At 32.7% G+C, this 16057-nt stretch carries 17 protein-coding genes, 1 tRNA gene and 2 pseudogenes; 15 read left to right on the top strand and 5 right to left on the bottom strand.

The features are described from left to right. The first annotated feature begins 31 nt into the window (after positions 1-31). Entirely contained in the window at positions 32-1216 is a 1185-nt protein-coding gene (locus tag AAHN00_RS08705) for an IS3 family transposase (RefSeq protein ID WP_342270912.1), read from the top strand. A gap of 349 nt (positions 1217-1565) precedes the next feature. Here the strand turns inward: AAHN00_RS08705 and AAHN00_RS08700 are convergent, their stop codons facing one another. Beyond that, the gene (locus AAHN00_RS08700; RefSeq protein WP_342271039.1) at positions 1566-1727 is read right to left on the bottom strand and encodes a hypothetical protein; all 162 of its coding nucleotides are present in this window, start codon (positions 1725-1727) and stop codon (positions 1566-1568) included. Between the two features lie 86 nt (positions 1728-1813). On the opposite strand from AAHN00_RS08700, the pseudogene AAHN00_RS08695 reads away from it, so the two are divergent. The 3 genes and pseudogenes from AAHN00_RS08695 to AAHN00_RS08685 all read left to right on the top strand — a co-directional run. Then, positions 1814-2293 (top strand): annotated as a pseudogene (locus tag AAHN00_RS08695) (IS6 family transposase); the annotation flags it as partial. 73 nt (positions 2294-2366) lie between these two features. Continuing rightward, the gene (locus AAHN00_RS08690; RefSeq protein ID WP_342271038.1) at positions 2367-3581 is read left to right on the top strand and encodes an IS256 family transposase; all 1215 of its coding nucleotides are present in this window, start codon (positions 2367-2369) and stop codon (positions 3579-3581) included. Positions 3582-3616: 35 nt separating this feature from the next. After that, positions 3617-3856: pseudogene (locus AAHN00_RS08685) on the top strand (DDE-type integrase/transposase/recombinase); the annotation flags it as partial. A gap of 521 nt (positions 3857-4377) precedes the next feature. On the opposite strand, the gene AAHN00_RS08680 reads toward AAHN00_RS08685, so the two are convergent. The 3 genes from AAHN00_RS08680 to AAHN00_RS08670 form a co-directional block, all read right to left on the bottom strand. Further along, on the bottom strand, positions 4378-4623 hold the full coding sequence (locus AAHN00_RS08680) for a transposase (RefSeq protein ID WP_342271037.1): 246 nt from the start codon (positions 4621-4623) through the stop codon (positions 4378-4380). Continuing rightward, entirely contained in the window at positions 4589-5065 is a 477-nt protein-coding gene (locus tag AAHN00_RS08675) for a helix-turn-helix domain-containing protein (protein WP_342271036.1), read from the bottom strand. The genes AAHN00_RS08680 and AAHN00_RS08675 overlap by 35 nt, the downstream gene beginning before the upstream one ends. Before the next feature lie 95 nt (positions 5066-5160). Next, the gene (locus AAHN00_RS08670) at positions 5161-5340 is read right to left on the bottom strand and encodes a hypothetical protein (RefSeq protein ID WP_342271035.1); all 180 of its coding nucleotides are present in this window, start codon (positions 5338-5340) and stop codon (positions 5161-5163) included. A gap of 52 nt (positions 5341-5392) precedes the next feature. Between AAHN00_RS08670 and AAHN00_RS08665 the strand changes: the two genes are divergently transcribed. From AAHN00_RS08665 to AAHN00_RS08640, 6 genes are all read left to right on the top strand, one after another. After that, positions 5393-5518, top strand: coding sequence for a hypothetical protein (locus AAHN00_RS08665; protein WP_342271034.1), 126 nt, complete (start codon positions 5393-5395; stop codon positions 5516-5518). 148 nt (positions 5519-5666) lie between these two features. Beyond that, positions 5667-5957: a transposase gene (locus AAHN00_RS08660; RefSeq protein WP_342270937.1), complete on the top strand. Its 291-nt coding sequence runs from the start codon at positions 5667-5669 to the stop codon at positions 5955-5957. Beyond that, positions 5915-6817: an IS3 family transposase gene (locus tag AAHN00_RS08655; protein WP_342272567.1), complete on the top strand. Its 903-nt coding sequence runs from the start codon at positions 5915-5917 to the stop codon at positions 6815-6817. Before AAHN00_RS08660 ends, AAHN00_RS08655 begins: the two co-directional genes overlap by 43 nt. Before the next feature lie 365 nt (positions 6818-7182). Continuing rightward, complete coding sequence (locus AAHN00_RS08650; protein WP_342271033.1) at positions 7183-7344, top strand: hypothetical protein; 162 nt, start codon at positions 7183-7185, stop codon at positions 7342-7344. Positions 7345-7663: 319 nt separating this feature from the next. Then, complete coding sequence (locus AAHN00_RS08645) at positions 7664-9169, top strand: NTP/NDP exchange transporter (RefSeq protein WP_342271032.1); 1506 nt, start codon at positions 7664-7666, stop codon at positions 9167-9169. A gap of 97 nt (positions 9170-9266) precedes the next feature. Further along, positions 9267-9342: transfer RNA gene (locus AAHN00_RS08640), tRNA-Phe, on the top strand. Positions 9343-9593: 251 nt separating this feature from the next. On the opposite strand, the gene AAHN00_RS08635 is transcribed toward AAHN00_RS08640, so the two are convergent. After that, entirely contained in the window at positions 9594-10916 is a 1323-nt protein-coding gene (locus AAHN00_RS08635; RefSeq protein WP_342271031.1) for an IS5 family transposase, read from the bottom strand. Positions 10917-11149: 233 nt separating this feature from the next. On the opposite strand from AAHN00_RS08635, the gene lpxD reads away from it, so the two are divergent. From lpxD to AAHN00_RS08610, 5 genes are all read left to right on the top strand, one after another. Further along, complete coding sequence (gene lpxD, locus AAHN00_RS08630; RefSeq protein WP_342271030.1) at positions 11150-12178, top strand: UDP-3-O-(3-hydroxymyristoyl)glucosamine N-acyltransferase; 1029 nt, start codon at positions 11150-11152, stop codon at positions 12176-12178. Further along, positions 12168-12602, top strand: coding sequence for a 3-hydroxyacyl-ACP dehydratase FabZ (gene fabZ, locus AAHN00_RS08625; protein ID WP_342271029.1), 435 nt, complete (start codon positions 12168-12170; stop codon positions 12600-12602). The genes lpxD and fabZ overlap by 11 nt, the downstream gene beginning before the upstream one ends. Positions 12603-12604: 2 nt before the next feature. Further along, positions 12605-13423, top strand: a complete 819-nt coding sequence (lpxA, locus tag AAHN00_RS08620) for an acyl-ACP--UDP-N-acetylglucosamine O-acyltransferase (RefSeq protein WP_342271028.1) — start codon at positions 12605-12607, stop codon at positions 13421-13423. A 1-nt stretch (position 13424) separates the two neighbouring features. Next, entirely contained in the window at positions 13425-14252 is an 828-nt protein-coding gene (locus AAHN00_RS08615; RefSeq protein ID WP_342271027.1) for an LpxI family protein, read from the top strand. Between the two features lie 316 nt (positions 14253-14568). Beyond that, a complete protein-coding gene (locus tag AAHN00_RS08610) occupies positions 14569-15927 on the top strand; it encodes a PleD family two-component system response regulator (RefSeq protein ID WP_342271026.1) in 1359 nt (452 codons plus the stop codon). Positions 15928-16057: the final 130 nt, after the last annotated feature.

The following is a 16057-nucleotide window of genomic DNA, read 5'->3' as shown; positions in this document are numbered from 1 at the left end:
TAGAATAATAAATAAAATTAAAGAGAAACAAATGGGTAAAAAACAAATTAAAAATTTTAGTGCAGAAGCAAAAACTAAAATAGTATTAGAGATGTTAAAAGAAGAATCAACAATAGGTCAGTTATCGGTCAAATATGAAGTAACGGCTAAAACTATGCAAAACTGGAAACGACAATTTTTAGATAATGCGTCATTGGCATTTGAGCCAGCAAAAGCTGTTAGTGAGTACAAAGGGCAGATTAGTGAACTTAAGAATCAAAACGATGAACTTGCAAAAGCATTAGGTAAGGCTACAGTCGAGAGGGACTGGGCGGTGGGAAAGCTAAACAGCTTGGACTTATCAAATAAGAAAAGTCTTGTCGACCCCAAGCTGAGTACGTTAGCAAAGACAAGGCAATGTGAACTATTAAAGATAAGCAGATCTGGAGTATATTATAAAGCTAAAGTAATGAGCTTATATAATCTTGATATTTTAAATAGAATAGATGAAATATATACGGATAACCCTGAGTATGGTTATCGTTATATATACAAACAATTATTGGAAGACGGCTTTAATGTGGGCAGAGATAGGGTGCTTAAATATATGGGAATAATGGGTATAGAAGCTATTCATCCTCATAAAAAGCAATCTACTTCTGTGAAGGATGGTCAACATAAAATTTATAGCTATTTGCTTGAGCCGTACTGGCACAAATCAGGAACGAATAGAACTATTCATGTACCTTATGTTAATCAAGTGTGGAGTGGTGACATTACTTATATTAGAACTAACGGAGGATTTATGTATCTTGTGGCGATTATAGATTGGCATAGTAAGGCAATACTAAGTTATAAAGTATCTAATTCTATGGATGCATCACTTGTAACCGATGTATTAAAAGATGCACTGAATAAATACCCTGCACCACAAATATTCAATAGTGATCAGGGTAGTCAATATACTGGACATGAGCATACGGGAATTCTAAAAGAGAATAATATACAAATCTCAATGAACGGTAAGGGTAGAAGCATTGATAATATTGTGATTGAAAGATTTTTTAGAACTTTAAAATATAATTGTATATTTATAAATGATTTTAAAAATATCGCAGAACTTAAAGATGGTATTGATAAATACATGGATAAATATAACAATCAAAGATTCCATTCAAGTATTGGTTATAAAAAACCGATGAACGTGTATCTTGATTACTTACAAAATGCAGCTTAAAAATTATGTAAAATGGGAAACAAAATTAGTGAAAAATTTGTCTTGAAAAATCAGTCCAGTTTCACATCGCCAATAAACGTATACGATTTCGACCATGCGGCTCATGTTTCATCATTTTTATAAAATCATGACCTTCAAAACCTTGCGGTAATATTAACCTAGCTATTTGATTACCTTTTATCAGTTAAAAAACCATTTTATAACACTGCGTTAATTATTGCAATTGGTATAAAAGTCCTAACTTTATTTGGTAAACCGTTTTACCTATTTTATTTGCAGTTCTTTTTAGAAAAGCCCAAACTAGAAATGTACAACTAATGTGATTACGTTGGATACGCTGTTTTCTGCATTAGCAACGTTCTATACCAGTAAGTTGCTTAATTTCTCTATGCATGCTCTCAATTACCCACCGAAAGGCAAACTCATCTTGTGCAGCTTTAGAAGATTTTTGAGTTTTGTTATTGGTAACAATATAATCAACTCTGTTGGTAGAAACAGTAAATTTAAACAAATTAACATGCTTATTTTTAGCGGTTCTGTCGCATATGTTGGACAATAGAAAAAAGATTGATATAATGATCTAAAAAAGATGTTAAGATGTTTCGTATTACTGCAAGATTATTATCATATTTCAAAGGATTTTGTTCTTCACCAGAAATAATAATGTTATTTGTCTATATGAAATGCCGATTTTCTTTAAGTTATCGAGATTTGGAAGAAATGATGAGTATAAGGGGAGCAAAAATTGATCACTCTACATTACAAAGATGGGTTATAAAATTTGTACCATTGATAGATCAGGTGGTTAGAAAAAGAAAGAAGCCAGTTGGTAGTAGTTGGAGAATGGATGAGACTTATATTAAATTAAACGGTAAATGGGTTTATTTATATAGAGCACTAGATAGTCTTGGTAATACTGTAGACTTTCTGCTACGTAAGCATAGAGACAAGCCTGCAGCACTTGCATTTTTTCGTAAAGCCTTTAGAGAGAATAATTTTCCTGAGAAAGTAGTAATTGATAAAAGCGGTAGTAATACGGCTGCTCTTAATGATTTGAATACAGAAGTTCCTAAAGAGGCTCTGTACAAATAAGTGTGTAAATTTTTCAAAGGTTATATAAAAATATAATATAACAAAAGGAGAAATTATAATGCACCAAAAACAAAATGAAGCAATGAATCAAGCGATAGATTTATTAATAAATAATGATACAGATATATCAACATTACTTAAAGAGGATGGTTTATTAAAACAATTAACCAAACGGCTTGTAGAGAAGGCATTGCAGTCAGAGATGAATAATCATTTAGGATATGATAAATATTGTCATACTGATAGTGATAATGTTCGTAATGGTAGGAATGTAAAGAATCTAGTAACAAATAATGGAGTTGTAGAGATTGAGGTTCCAAGGGATAGAAGTAGTACATTTGAACCTGCATTAATTCCGAAGCGTCAAAGACGTATTGAAGGATTTGATGATAAAATAATATCATTATACGCTAAAGGAATGAGCTTATCTGATATTAAGATTCAAATGCAAGAATTGTATGGAGCTGACGTTAGCGAAAGTTTGATAAGTCAAATTACTGATGATGTAATTGAGGATCTCAAGATATGGCAAAGCCGACCATTGGATCGAGTATATGCTATAGTATTTTTTGACTGTTTAGTAGTAAAAGTACGTCAAGATAAACGAATTATCAATAAGTCTGTATATGTAGCATTAGGTATTGATTTATCTGGAAGGAAGGATATTTTAGGATTGTGGATCAGTGAAAATGAAGGAGCGAAATTTTGGCTTGGTAATTTTACTGAGATGAAGAACAGAGGTATGCAAGACATGCTTATTGCTTGCAGTGATAATTTAACCGGTATGTCTGAGGCAATAGAAGCAGTTTTTCCGAAAACCGAACATCAATTATGTATTGTACATCAGATTAGAAATAGTTTAAAATATGTATCATATAAAGACCGAAAAGAATTAGCGGCTGATTTAAAGCCTATATATACTGCTAGCACAGAGGAAGAAGCACATCTTGCTTTAGAATCTTTTGAAGCTAAATGGAGTAAACAGTATCCACAAATTGCTAAATCTTGGTATGTTCATTGGGAAAATTTAATGGTTTTTCTAGGATACCCTGAGGCGATAAGGAAAGTAATATACACAACTAATAGTGTAGAATCTGTCAATAGCCAATTACGTAAGGTTACTAAGAATAAACGGGTTTTTCCAAATGATAATGCCGTTTTTAAGACCTTGTATTTGGCAATTGATTATATGACCAAGAAATGGGTTATGCCGATTCCAAACTGGAACGCAGCTATGGCTCACTTTTTGATAAAATTTGAAGGTAGAATTTAAGCCCTATGAAAAATTTACACACTTAATTAGAAAGGCTCCCTAAAGATTATAAAATTAAGGTTATTCAGACCAAATACCTGAATAATCTTGTAGAACAAGATCATAGGTTTATCAAAAAACGTACAAAGCCAATGCTTGGTTTTAAGAGTTTTCATTCTGCAGAAATGACTATTACCGGTATAGAAAATATTCGTATGATGCAAAAAAGACAAATAATTGGAGCTAATGATAATCTTTCTACTTTTGAGAATTTTGCTATGTTAATGGCATCATAATGTCCAAAACCTTAGTTTTAACAATCTTGATGTAGTATGATTTATAGATGCGACAAAACCAAGTGATATTGCTTGGCACAGTTAGTTTTTTGGCTGTGTGCCAACCTGCATTATCCGTTAGTAAAGCTATATGTCGGTTGCCTTGAATACTGCGAGAAAGGTCTTCTAAGAATTTATAGTCACCTTTTTGGTTAAAACCCCCAGCTTCAGCTGGGAAAGACTTCAGTCCTTGTTCTAATATTTCAATTCACTATAACTTGAATATATGATATTTTAATATACATAAGAGCAAGCTCTTCATGTATATTAAAATATCATATATGACAGATTATAACAAGACTAGCCACACTGTATTTTACCATCGCTTTCATGTTGTTTGGATCACTAAATATCGCTACAAAAGTATTGCAGGGTAACTTATAAGAATTAGGATCAGAGAGATAGCACAGGCATTAGTAATATCTCTTTAGAGTAATAGCGACTTCCAGTCTAGATATCAACCCACCAGCTTCAGCTGGTTGTTATTGAGTCATTGCCTGTGTGTTTGCATATGGTAAAATTAATGCAAAAGCTTCTCCTGTATCATGGCAAGCAGCTCCATAAATATATGTTGAAATGAATTGCTGTTGCCGAACTTTACGGGGTCTAGTGCCACGCTTAGCCCATATACGAGTTAAGCTACCTTGTTGCCCAACTCGAGTTTCATCCTGAGACCATATATCAACTTTACATCTATCGATATTTTTTGGTAATAATTCTGTTAACATATCTGGAAAGTTTTTTATATGTATTTTGAGTCTCTTGATTTGACTTTGGATGCATTGAACGAGAAGTAATCCAGCTAAAACCAAGGCGGTGCATAGTATTGTAGACTGTTTTTAACGCACATTTAGCACCATATTCCTCAAGTAACATGATATGTAACTCCTTTCCAGTTATATACCCACCAGTTTTACTTTCACTGAGCGTATTGATTTTATCAAAAAGAGCAGACTCTTGTATAGTGTTAATCTTCCTAGGGGCACCGCTTCTTTGTGATTCAAATAATCCTTCAAAACCATGATTCCTAAATCTTCTGAGCCATGATTGCACAGTTTTCCAGTGTGACTTCACTATTGCAGATATGGCTTTAAAAGATTTGCCTAATTGAAGGTGATACATCGCCAATAAACGTATACGATTTCGACCATGCGGCTCATATTTCATCATTTTTATAAAATCATGACCTTCAAAACCTTGCGGTAATATTAACCTAGCTATTTGATTACCTTTTATCAGTTAAAAACCCATTTTATAACACTGCGTTAATTATTGCAATTGGTATAATAGCAAACCAAAGGTTTATTGTCCCACTTTGGGAGAAAAACCCCGCACTTGCAGTGCGTCGTTTCAACATAAATTTTAAATATCTTATCAAGAAAAGATAAGATATTTTTTAACAAAATCTTACACTTCACAGATATATTCTTTTTGTGTTGTGACACTTTCTAAATGAGCCATACACAAATAGTTTCTAACTTTTAAGTTAGTACATACATGAGGCATTCATGCCGTAATATTAAGCTCTGCACTTGCAGTGCAGAGTGGTTAACTCGACCAAATTTAAAGAATCAGCAGTCAAATTGGCAATTGGAGACTATTCAAAAGCATGGACAAAGCTAAATTTGAATTAGAAATCTACGCCAAATCATTGGACTTATATCTTTAAAATGTACTTTAAATTGGTAAATCTTAGTATTGTCAGACTGATGTGGTTATAGTTTTCCGGACAGTTAATAGGAGACAATATTAACAGAAAGGAAGTACAAAAATGACTAATAGCAAACCAAAGGTTTATCCGGCTGAATTTAAAGAGTCAGCAGTTAAATTAGCAATTGAGTCCAAGCGACCTGTGTCACAAACAGCTAAAGAGTTAGGTATTACTAGAAATACTCTATATACTTGGGTAGATAAATATTCCAAACCTAAAGAATCAATAATGCGAACAGATGAACATCTCTATGATGAATTAAAAAGATTAAAGAAAGATTTAGCTAGGGTAACGCAGGAGCGTGATCTATTAAAAAAGGCTGCCGCGTACTTTGCGAAAGAGTCCCAATAAAGTACGCATGGATAAAGAAGCATAAAGGTGATTTTTCAACTGCGATTATGTGCAAATTTATGAAAGTATCACGTAGTGGCTATTATGAATGGTTAACTACCCCTGAATGCAATAGGGACAAAGAAGATAATGCTTTAACCTGTAAGATTAAAACAATTTTTCAAGAAGGTAGAAGGAATTATGGATCTAGACCCATTAAAAAGGAACTATCTAGACACGGTATAATTGTTAGTCGGAAGCGGATTGCAAGGCTAATGAATGAAGCTGGTTTAGTATGTAAAAGCAAACATAAATTTAAAGCAACTACTGATTCTAGTCATAATAAGCAAGTTGCTCCTAATTTATTGGATAGAAAGTTCAAGGTCTATGCTGCTAATTGTTATTGGGTTGGGGACATCACATATGTTCCAACTGAAGAAGGTTGGCTGTACTTAGCAACCGTTATTGATCTATTTTCTAGGAAAATTATAGGGTGGTCAATGAATAGTAACATGAAAGCTGATTTAGTTAATAATGCTCTGCTAATGGCAATATGGCAACGTAAACCACCTAAAGGACTTATTTGGCATACTGATAGAGGTAGTCAATATTGTTCTGATAGCCATTCAAAACTTACAAAACAACATGGTATTATACAGAGTATGAGCGGTAAAGGAAATTGTTGGGATAATGCTGTTGCTGAAAGCTTTTTTCACACTATAAAAACAGAACTAATTTATCAATATAAATTTAAAACTAGGGAGGAAGCAAAATATGCCATATTTGAATATATAGAAGTATTTTATAATCGTATAAGGATGCATTCAACTAATGACTATCTATCACCTGTACAATACGAGAAAATGCAAAAATGTGCCTAAACAAACTGTCCGGAAAACTGTTGACAGATCAGACATATAAAAGGAATTTATCAGTTACTATAAAAAGCTAGGCATATTTTTTAGCAAAATTTAGCTTTGCCCATGCTTTTGAATGGTCTCTACTCCGTATCAACTACAGGTAACTGGAGTGGATTACTCGACTTTATTTTGGTTGTACATAATAATGATAAGGAGTTAATAGAGTATATTTTGTATGCTGCGGTTGTGTGCTCCGTGTCTCCTTCAAATTCCTCAGAGTTAACCACTCTGCACTGCAAGTGCAGAGCTTAATATTACGGCATGAATGCCTCATGTATGTACTAACTTAAAAGTTAGAAACTATTTGTGTATGGCTCATTTAGAAAGTGTCACAACACAAAAAGAATATATCTGTGAAGTGTAAGATTTTGTTAAAAAATATCTGTATGATTCATTCTTATCTTTTCTTGATAAGATATTTAAAATTTATGTTGAAACGACGCACTGCAAGTGCGGGGTTTTTCTCCCAAAGTGGGACAATAAATTAATTTTGGGAATTGGTATTACATCTAGACCTATTATTTTATTCTATAGTATAATTTCCTTCATCTTATTGTACAAGACCACTGCATTGCAACATCTTCCACAATTTGTTCAAAGCAAACTTAACGATAAGAGGGTACTTATTCTATGCACGACTATTTCAGTCTAGCTCTTATCAAGTCACCCTCTTATAACTACTTATAATATGTTTTTAAGATATAAGAACCTATAATTATATCTATCTAGCAAAAAATAATCATTTCGTTTGACTTTTCTTGTATATATCTGTATAAGTCCACTGACTTATAATGATAATAAAACAGTATGGATAAAGTGAAAGATAATAGTTATTTCTCAGAAATAAGAAGAGTAGTTTGGCCAATTGAAGGGCATGAAAATAAGAAATTCTTGCCTATGGCGGCTATGATGTTTTGCATTTTGCTCAACTATTCTACTCTTAGATCAATAAAAGACGGGTTTGTAGTAACAGCTATTGGTCCTGAGTCAATAAGTTTTGTAAAAACCTATGTAGTTTTACCAATGGCAATACTATTTATGGTTGCTTATGTGAGGCTTTGCGATCTTTTAAAACAAGAAAATGTTTTTTACACTGTAACCGGTGTTTTTCTAGCATATTTTGTATTGTTTACTTTTGTGTTATACCCATATTCAGAGTTGGTGCATCCTAATCCTGAAACAATTGATACATTAAGTAATGCGTATCCAAATTTCAAGTGGTTTATTAGGATAGTTGGTAAATGGAGTCTTGCCATATTTTATGCTATATCTGAACTTTGGGGAAGTATAATGCTTAGCTTGTTATTTTGGCAGTTTGCTAACCAAATTACTAAGACTGAAGAGGCAAAACGCTTTTATTCTATGTTTGGTATGTTAGCGAATTTATCTTTACCAGTTACTGCATTAATACTTGGCTATTTTTTAAGCAAAGAAACTCAAATAGTTTCAGAAGAACTGAAATTTACGCCACTATTTATTATTATGATGAGTAGTGCTGTAGTTATTATGTTATTGTATAGATGGATGAATCGACATGTTTTAACCGATCCCACTTTATATGACCCAACAAGTAAAGCTAGTAATAAGAAAAGCAAGGTTAAGCTATCTCTTATAGAAAGCTTTAAAATGATTTTTAGCTCAAAATATTTAGGGCTTATTGCCTTACTAATTATATCTTATAGTGTGTCAGTAAATCTTGTAGAAGGTGTATGGAAGTCAAAAATTCAGCAACTATATCCAACTAAAGAAGAATATACTATGTATATGGGGCAGTTCCAAGCTTGGCAAGGTGTGACAGCTATATTGTTTATGATTATTGGTTCTAACATTTTAAGAAGGGTTTCTTGGTTTACCGCCGCTATGATTACTCCTTTGATGATGTTAATTACAGGGGTTGCTTTTTTTGCTTTTATTTTCTTTGATAGCACTATTGCGATGTATGTTACTGGTCTATTCGCTTCTGGACCTTTGGCAGTAGCAGTGATGATTGGGATGATTCAAAATATTTTAAGTAAGGCAACAAAATACTCACTATTTGATGCTACCAAGAATATGGCATATATCCCTCTTGATAAGGATCTTAGAACAAAAGGTCAAGCGGCAGTAGAAGTTATAGGTGGTAGATTCGGTAAATCTGGAGGAGGTATCATCCAGTCAACATTCTTTATTTTGCTTCCTACTTTTACCTTTGTTGAGGCCACCCCTTATTTTGCTAGTATATTTTTTGTTATCGTAATATTGTGGCTATATGCAATTAAAGGACTTAATAAGGAATATCAAGTTCAGATATCTGATATCAAATCCGAAAGTTAGTTGTAACGAAATTAGATTTATGGGACTACAACGCAAATTTGGGATAAGAATTTGTCAATTCTTATCCCAAATTGGGGTACAATAGGTCTGTTCATGCGGCTAGATAGCTCAGTTGGTAGAGCAAAGGACTGAAAATCCTTGTGTCGCCGGTTCGATCCCGGCTCTAGCCACCATCTCTATGATAAATCTCTTATACTATACTTCTAGATTGTATAATAACTAGTCCGTCCGCCAAAAATATTTAAAGCCCCCCCATAATCTATGATTGAATAAAATTTTTACAAAAAAAATTCTAATATTTGCACTAAAATTAAAAATTGTTTTCAATTTTATTGAAAAATTTCTGTTTTAGTAAAATTTTTACATGAGCTTATTGTTAACGATTTTTTTTAATCGTTTAGCAAGTTTTTTAATGATAATTTTTTTATGTAGAGTTAGGCATGATGTGTAAATGATTGGCAATACATCGTAAATTCAAACCTATAGCAGAGATTATTGGATTGATCACATCTCCTATCACACCCTTCAAGAAGTTTCTGCCCATCCTGCCATATTGTTTCAAATGCCCTATTATTGGTTCTATAGCACTGCGTCTCCTGATCATACACTTGTCTTCTTTCAATAACTTTTTCCGAGTTTTTGGGGTATATACCTTACTCTTCTCTTTAACATTGCTGCCAGTATAACCAAGATCAACAAACGATTTTTTTATCTTTATTCCAGTTACATTTTCTACCGCTTCAAAACTCTGCTGCAATGTATGACCATCATAAGGATTATTATGAAACGATTTTGCTGACAGTACAAAATTTCTACGACCACTGACTACTACCGCAACTTTATTGCCAAACTCATATGGCTTGTTTCGTTTTCCCTTCCCTATACACTCTACCTCAGGGGCATGAAAACTATACAATATTTTATTCTGTTCTTTGTATTGCTTTTTCTCTTCTCTTTTTAAAACAGATTGGCTATGTATTTGTTTTACTTTTTTCAATACTTCTTGATCTCTGATAGATAAGTTTAATTTCTGATTTTTTATCTCACGCTCACATATTCTAACCAAACGACCAAGTAACGTTTTTAAATGCTTCATTATTTTCCAACGCTTCTTGGCTTTGCTATGCTCTTTATACTTCCAGAGCTTTATTATATCTCGCTTATAGGTTCTAGCGTAGGTTTCGTTTAAACTTATACCCAAACTTTGGCAAAGCTTCACAATACTAAGCCTAGCTTTATCCATTAAATAAACATCATGTGGGTGCTTGATATTCTTAATTTGTACCGTTGTATCAGCAATTATCAATTCCAAATCTTTTTTTTTAATTGTGTTAGTTCTTATTCCAACTCTTATCAACTCTGCTAATATCTCGTTATATCCAGATTCACCTAATAAATTACGAAATCTTCTTATGCTAGTTTCCGACATCGCTATATCTGTTTCTATATATTCCCACCCACAGAAATATTGCCAATACATGTTTTCTTTTAGTTCTTCCTCTGCTAATGAATCTGAAAAATTATACATTGCTTGTAGCATCGTTACACCAAGCATCACTCTATGACATTTTCTATTTCTACCAAATCTCTTAATAGAAACATTTTTTGATAACCATTCTTCTAGACCAGACCAATTTATTAATTCTCTTAATTTATATAGCTTATTATTTGAGTTTAATTCTTCTTTTAATTTATAACCAAAAAGTTTTCCTTGTTTTTGTGATTTGATAATATTTTCTATTGGCATATTGACTGAAATCCATAAGGTTTATTAGCATATTTTAACATTTTCTTATGGATTTCTTTATTATTTTCTGCCATTAAACCCTATTATCTATAAGACTTATAGAGTTTTGCCGGACAGACTAACTATTATACAATAATGAACAATATTCTGAAATACAAATTATTGTAAGAAAACTTGAGTATTTTCTAACTGGCGTTTATACTGTTGCCATTATTTTGTAAAATTAAATAACCATGATAAACTCACGTTTTTATAAAAAATCTGCTCCTTATAAATTATCAGAAATTGTAAAATTAATAGGTGCTGAGATAGTATACTCAAATGATTTGTTAATCCATAATGTTAAGTCATTAGAAGAGGCCGATGTTGGTGATATAAGTTTTTTAAGTAATATCAAATATATTACTCAATTCCAAAACACTAAAGCTTCATGCTGCATAGTTCCAGAGAATTTTTTACAAGAATCTAATAATGGAACAATATTATTAAGAGTAAAGAATTCATATTTCTTTTATGCAAAATTAGTGGATCTATTTTATAGTAAAGCAAAAACTTATCCTAACAAAATTATGCCATCTGCCTATATTTCGGATTCTGCCACTATAGGAAGTAATTGTTATATAGGACATAATGTTGTTATTGAAGCTCATGCTGTAATAGGTGATAATTGTGTTATAGAATCTGGGACTTTTATAGACTATGGAGTAGTAATAGGTAACAGAGCGTTAATATACTCAAATGTTTCAATAAGTTACAGTATAATAGGTGATGATGTGGTAATATTACCGGGAGCAAGGATTGGACAAGATGGCTTTGGTTTTGCAACAGATAAAGGGATTCATAAAAAGATTTTCCACACTGGTATGGTAAAAATAGGTAATAATGTTGAAATAGGTAGTAATACTACTATTGATAGAGGATCAATGAATGATACGGTGATAGGAGATTTATGTAGAATAGATAACTTAGTGCAGATAGGACATAATGCTATAATAGGAAGGGGGTCGATTATTGTCGCCCAAGTCGGTATATCAGGTAGCACTACAATAGGAGCATATTGTGCTTTAGGGGGGCAGTCAGGCATATCCGGACATATAGTATTAGGCGATAAAGTGCAAGTAGCAGCAAAAGCCGGTGTTATAAAAGATGTTGAATCAGGAGTAACAGTTGGTGGATTCCCTGCCGTACCTATTAGAGATTGGCATAAACAATCAGTAATTATGAAACAGCTCACAAAAAAACGGGATATAGATGAAAATTAATATTATAGAAATAATGGAAATGCTACCTCATCGTTATCCATTTTTATTAATAGATAAGGTACTAGAATTTAAGCTTCATAAGTCTATTGTTGGTATCAAGAATGTCACTTTTAACGAGCCGCAATTTACTGGTCATTTTCCCACAAAACCAGTAATGCCTGGTGTGCTAATTATTGAGGCTATGGCTCAATTATCTGCTATTTTAGTAGCCAAATCAATGGATTTCAAAGATAAAGATGTTTTCTTTATGACTATTGAAGAGGCAAAATTTCGTAAAGTTGTTGAGCCAGGTGATACATTACATATTTATGCTAAAATAGAACAAAATAGAGGCTCTGTTTGGAAATTTTCAAGTAACAGCAAAGTTAATGATCAGATAGTTGCAGAGAGCAAATTTACTGCAATGGTTAAAAATAGGAATTAACAATGACCTTATCAGCTATACACGTAACTGCCATAGTAGATCCAAAGGCTTCGATTGGTGCAAATGTCAGAATCGGTCCTTTTTGTACTGTTGGGTCGGATGTGGTTTTGGCAGATAATATTGAGTTAAAATCACACGTAGTTATAGAGGGAAAAACAAAAATTGGTGCTAATACAGTTATATATCCATTTGCTTCTATTGGTCAGCCCCCTCAAATACTTAAGTATGAGGCAGAAGAGTCAGAGGTTATCATAGGTAATAATAATACTATTAGAGAATATGTCACTATTCAAGCCGGTAGTAAAGGTGGTGGTATGGTTACCTCTGTAGGTAATAATTGTTTATTGATGGTTGGAGTGCATATAGCACATGATTGTATTGTGGGTAATAATGTAATTCTTGCTAACTATGTTAGCCTAGCTGGTCACGTTAAAGTTGATGATTATGCCATTATAGGAGGACTTTCTGCTGTTCTGCAATTCGTACGTATAGGACAACATTCGATGGTGGGTGGTATGTCTGCAGTGAGCAAAGATGTGATTCCATTTGGGCTAGCTACAAATGAAAGGGCATTTCTTGAAGGAATAAACTTAGTTGGGATGAAAAGACGTGGCTTTGATAATCAGGAAACGCTTGATACTATAAAAGCCGTAGATGAGATTTTTATTGGCGAAGGTATTTTTACTGATAGAATTGAGATAGTTTTAAAGCAATATAAAGGTAATCCTATTGTAGAACAAATTATCACTTTTATAAAACAGGATATTAGTAGAGCATTTTGCCAGCCAAGACAAGTTGAACATGATAAGGTAAGTAAGTAAAATGTTGCAAATATACCCTTTAAAGCAAAAGAGTATAGTTGGAATTATAGCAGGAAATGGCTTATTGCCAATTTCACTCGCCAATAGTTTCATTAAGCAAGGCGGGCAATGTTATATCGCAGCTTTGGAGGGAGAAGCAAATCCGGTATTGTATCAGGATTTTACCCACCAATTTTTTAAAATTGGTATGGTTAAGCCAATAATTGAATATTTTCGTAAGTATGATGTAAAAAATATAATTCTTGCTGGTAGTGTAAATCGTCCTAATTTGCGATCAATTAAAGTAGATTTAATGGGATCAAGGTTACTTGCACGCATATTGAAACAAAAATTTTTAGGAGATGATAAACTTCTTGGTATAGTAACAGATTTCCTAGAAGAAAAAGGGTTTAAAGTAGTTTCTAGTTATGAAATATTAAGAACAAATAATGATGTTATGACCATAGCTGTTCCATCTAGAATAGATAATACAGATATCGAACTGGGGATAAAGCTATTAGATAGTATCGGATATCTTGATGTAGGACAGTCAGTAATTGTTGATAATGGGTATATTATAGGTATTGAAGCGGCTGAGGGTACAGATAATTTAATAGAAAGATGTTCATATTTACGTAAAAATTCTACAGGTGGTGTACTTATTAAAATGATGAAGAAAGATCAAGATACTAGAATTGATATACCTACAATAGGAGCAAAGACAATAAGTAACTTAGCTAATTATGGTTATAAAGGGTTAGCCATACAAAAAGATAAAGTGATTATTCTAGAAATAGAAAGAACTATTGAACTCGCTAATGAATGCGGACTTTTTATTAAACTTATTTAGTGTATCTAAAAAATTAGGGTAATAAATTTTATCTTACAACCCCTACTATAAAATTGTAGTAACTGATTTTCTTGACAAAACAGTACAAAAAATTCAGAATAAAATTCTTTCGCGTATAAATGATAATTTCTAGGCTATTATACCAAATTTTATTGATCTTTGAAACATCTTCTTCAAATTATTTGAGTAATATTACTTAGTGCTATGAAAAATTCATGCTAAAATAAAAAAAATTTCTTCCAAGAAACATGAGACCTATTACATAATTCACTTATGTGTAAGGATTTGAAGAGTCTGTAGAAAAATATATTACTTTATGACAGCCAATGTACTAGTAGTTGATGATATAGAATCAAATGTTAAATTACTGGAAGCTAAACTTTTAGGAGAATATTACACAGTCTTTACTGCCAATAACGGCAAAGATGCATTGGATGTTCTTGCCCTTAATAGAATTGATATTGTATTACTTGACGCCATGATGCCTAATATAGATGGATTTGAAATCTGTAAACGAATTAAGTCTAATCCTTACACTATTCATATACCAGTGATTATGGTTACGGCTCTTTCTGATACTGAGGATCGCATAAAAGGTCTTGAAGCTGGAGCTGATGAATTCTTAACAAAACCTATTGATGACACTGCTCTTTTTGCAAGGGTACGATCTCTTGCTAGAATGAAGGCGGTTATTGATGAACTCAAGCTTAGAAACACTACTAATGCTGAATTAGGTGGTGACGTTATAGAGGTAAAAGATAATTTTTCAGATAGTAAAATACTTTTAGTTAACGATGATATTGTGCAGGCAAGAAACATAAATAAAATGCTTCTAAGCCTTACCCCCAATATCAAAATAATATCTGATATTAATGAATTGGAGAAAGATAGCGAATATACCCCGGATTTAGTAATTATCAGCTGCCAATTAGAGCAAGGAGATCCTTTAAGAATAAGCGTGATGCTACGGTCTGATGCTAAATTCCATGATACGGTACTCATATTACAAGCTGAAGAAGAAAATACATCGATAGTTATCAAAGGTTTAGAGCTGGGTATTAATGATTATTTTACATACCCAGTAGACAAAAACGAGCTATTAGCTAGAATCAGAACTCAATTGAAAAGAAAACATTACCAAGATACTTTACGCAATGATTTAGAGTTAAGCGTAAATTTGTCGATCAAAGATGGTTTGACAGGCATATTTAATCGTCATTATTTTGATACACACATAAAGCAAATGGTAAAAAAATCTACTGATAGTAAAAGACCTTTATGTTTACTTATGTGTGATATTGATCATTTTAAGCAAGTTAATGACACTTATGGTCATCAAGCAGGAGACATAGTGCTAAAAACCATTGCTAATGTTCTGAAGAGTATTTTTAGGGTTACAGACTTGGTTGCTAGATATGGCGGAGAGGAATTTGCTATCCTTTTAAATGACATAACGATTGACGAAGCTATGTATATAGCACAGCGGGCAAGAATAAGAGTGGAGTCTATCGATTTTAAAGTTAAAACGCAAAAAGACCCTATTAAGAAAACTATCTCCATAGGAGTAACTGAATACAAAATTGGGGAATCTATTAGTGATTTTATAGAACGTACCGATAAAGCTCTGTATCAAGCAAAGGAGGACGGAAGAAATAAAGTGATAAGAATAATTTAGATACACAAATGAAGACTAATCAGGTATACTAGACTTATTAGACCTCTTTCGAAACTCGCTTATGCGCAACAAGGGTGTGAAGGAGACGCTTCACCTCGAACCACAGCGTACTCTAATTCCGTTACGGATT

It is taken from the genome of Candidatus Tisiphia endosymbiont of Parasteatoda lunata, assembly GCF_964030955.1.
Lineage (GTDB): Bacteria > Pseudomonadota > Alphaproteobacteria > Rickettsiales > Rickettsiaceae > Tisiphia.
The sequence above is the reverse complement of the archived record's forward strand: the minus strand, read 5'-3'. Positions and strand labels throughout refer to the sequence as shown.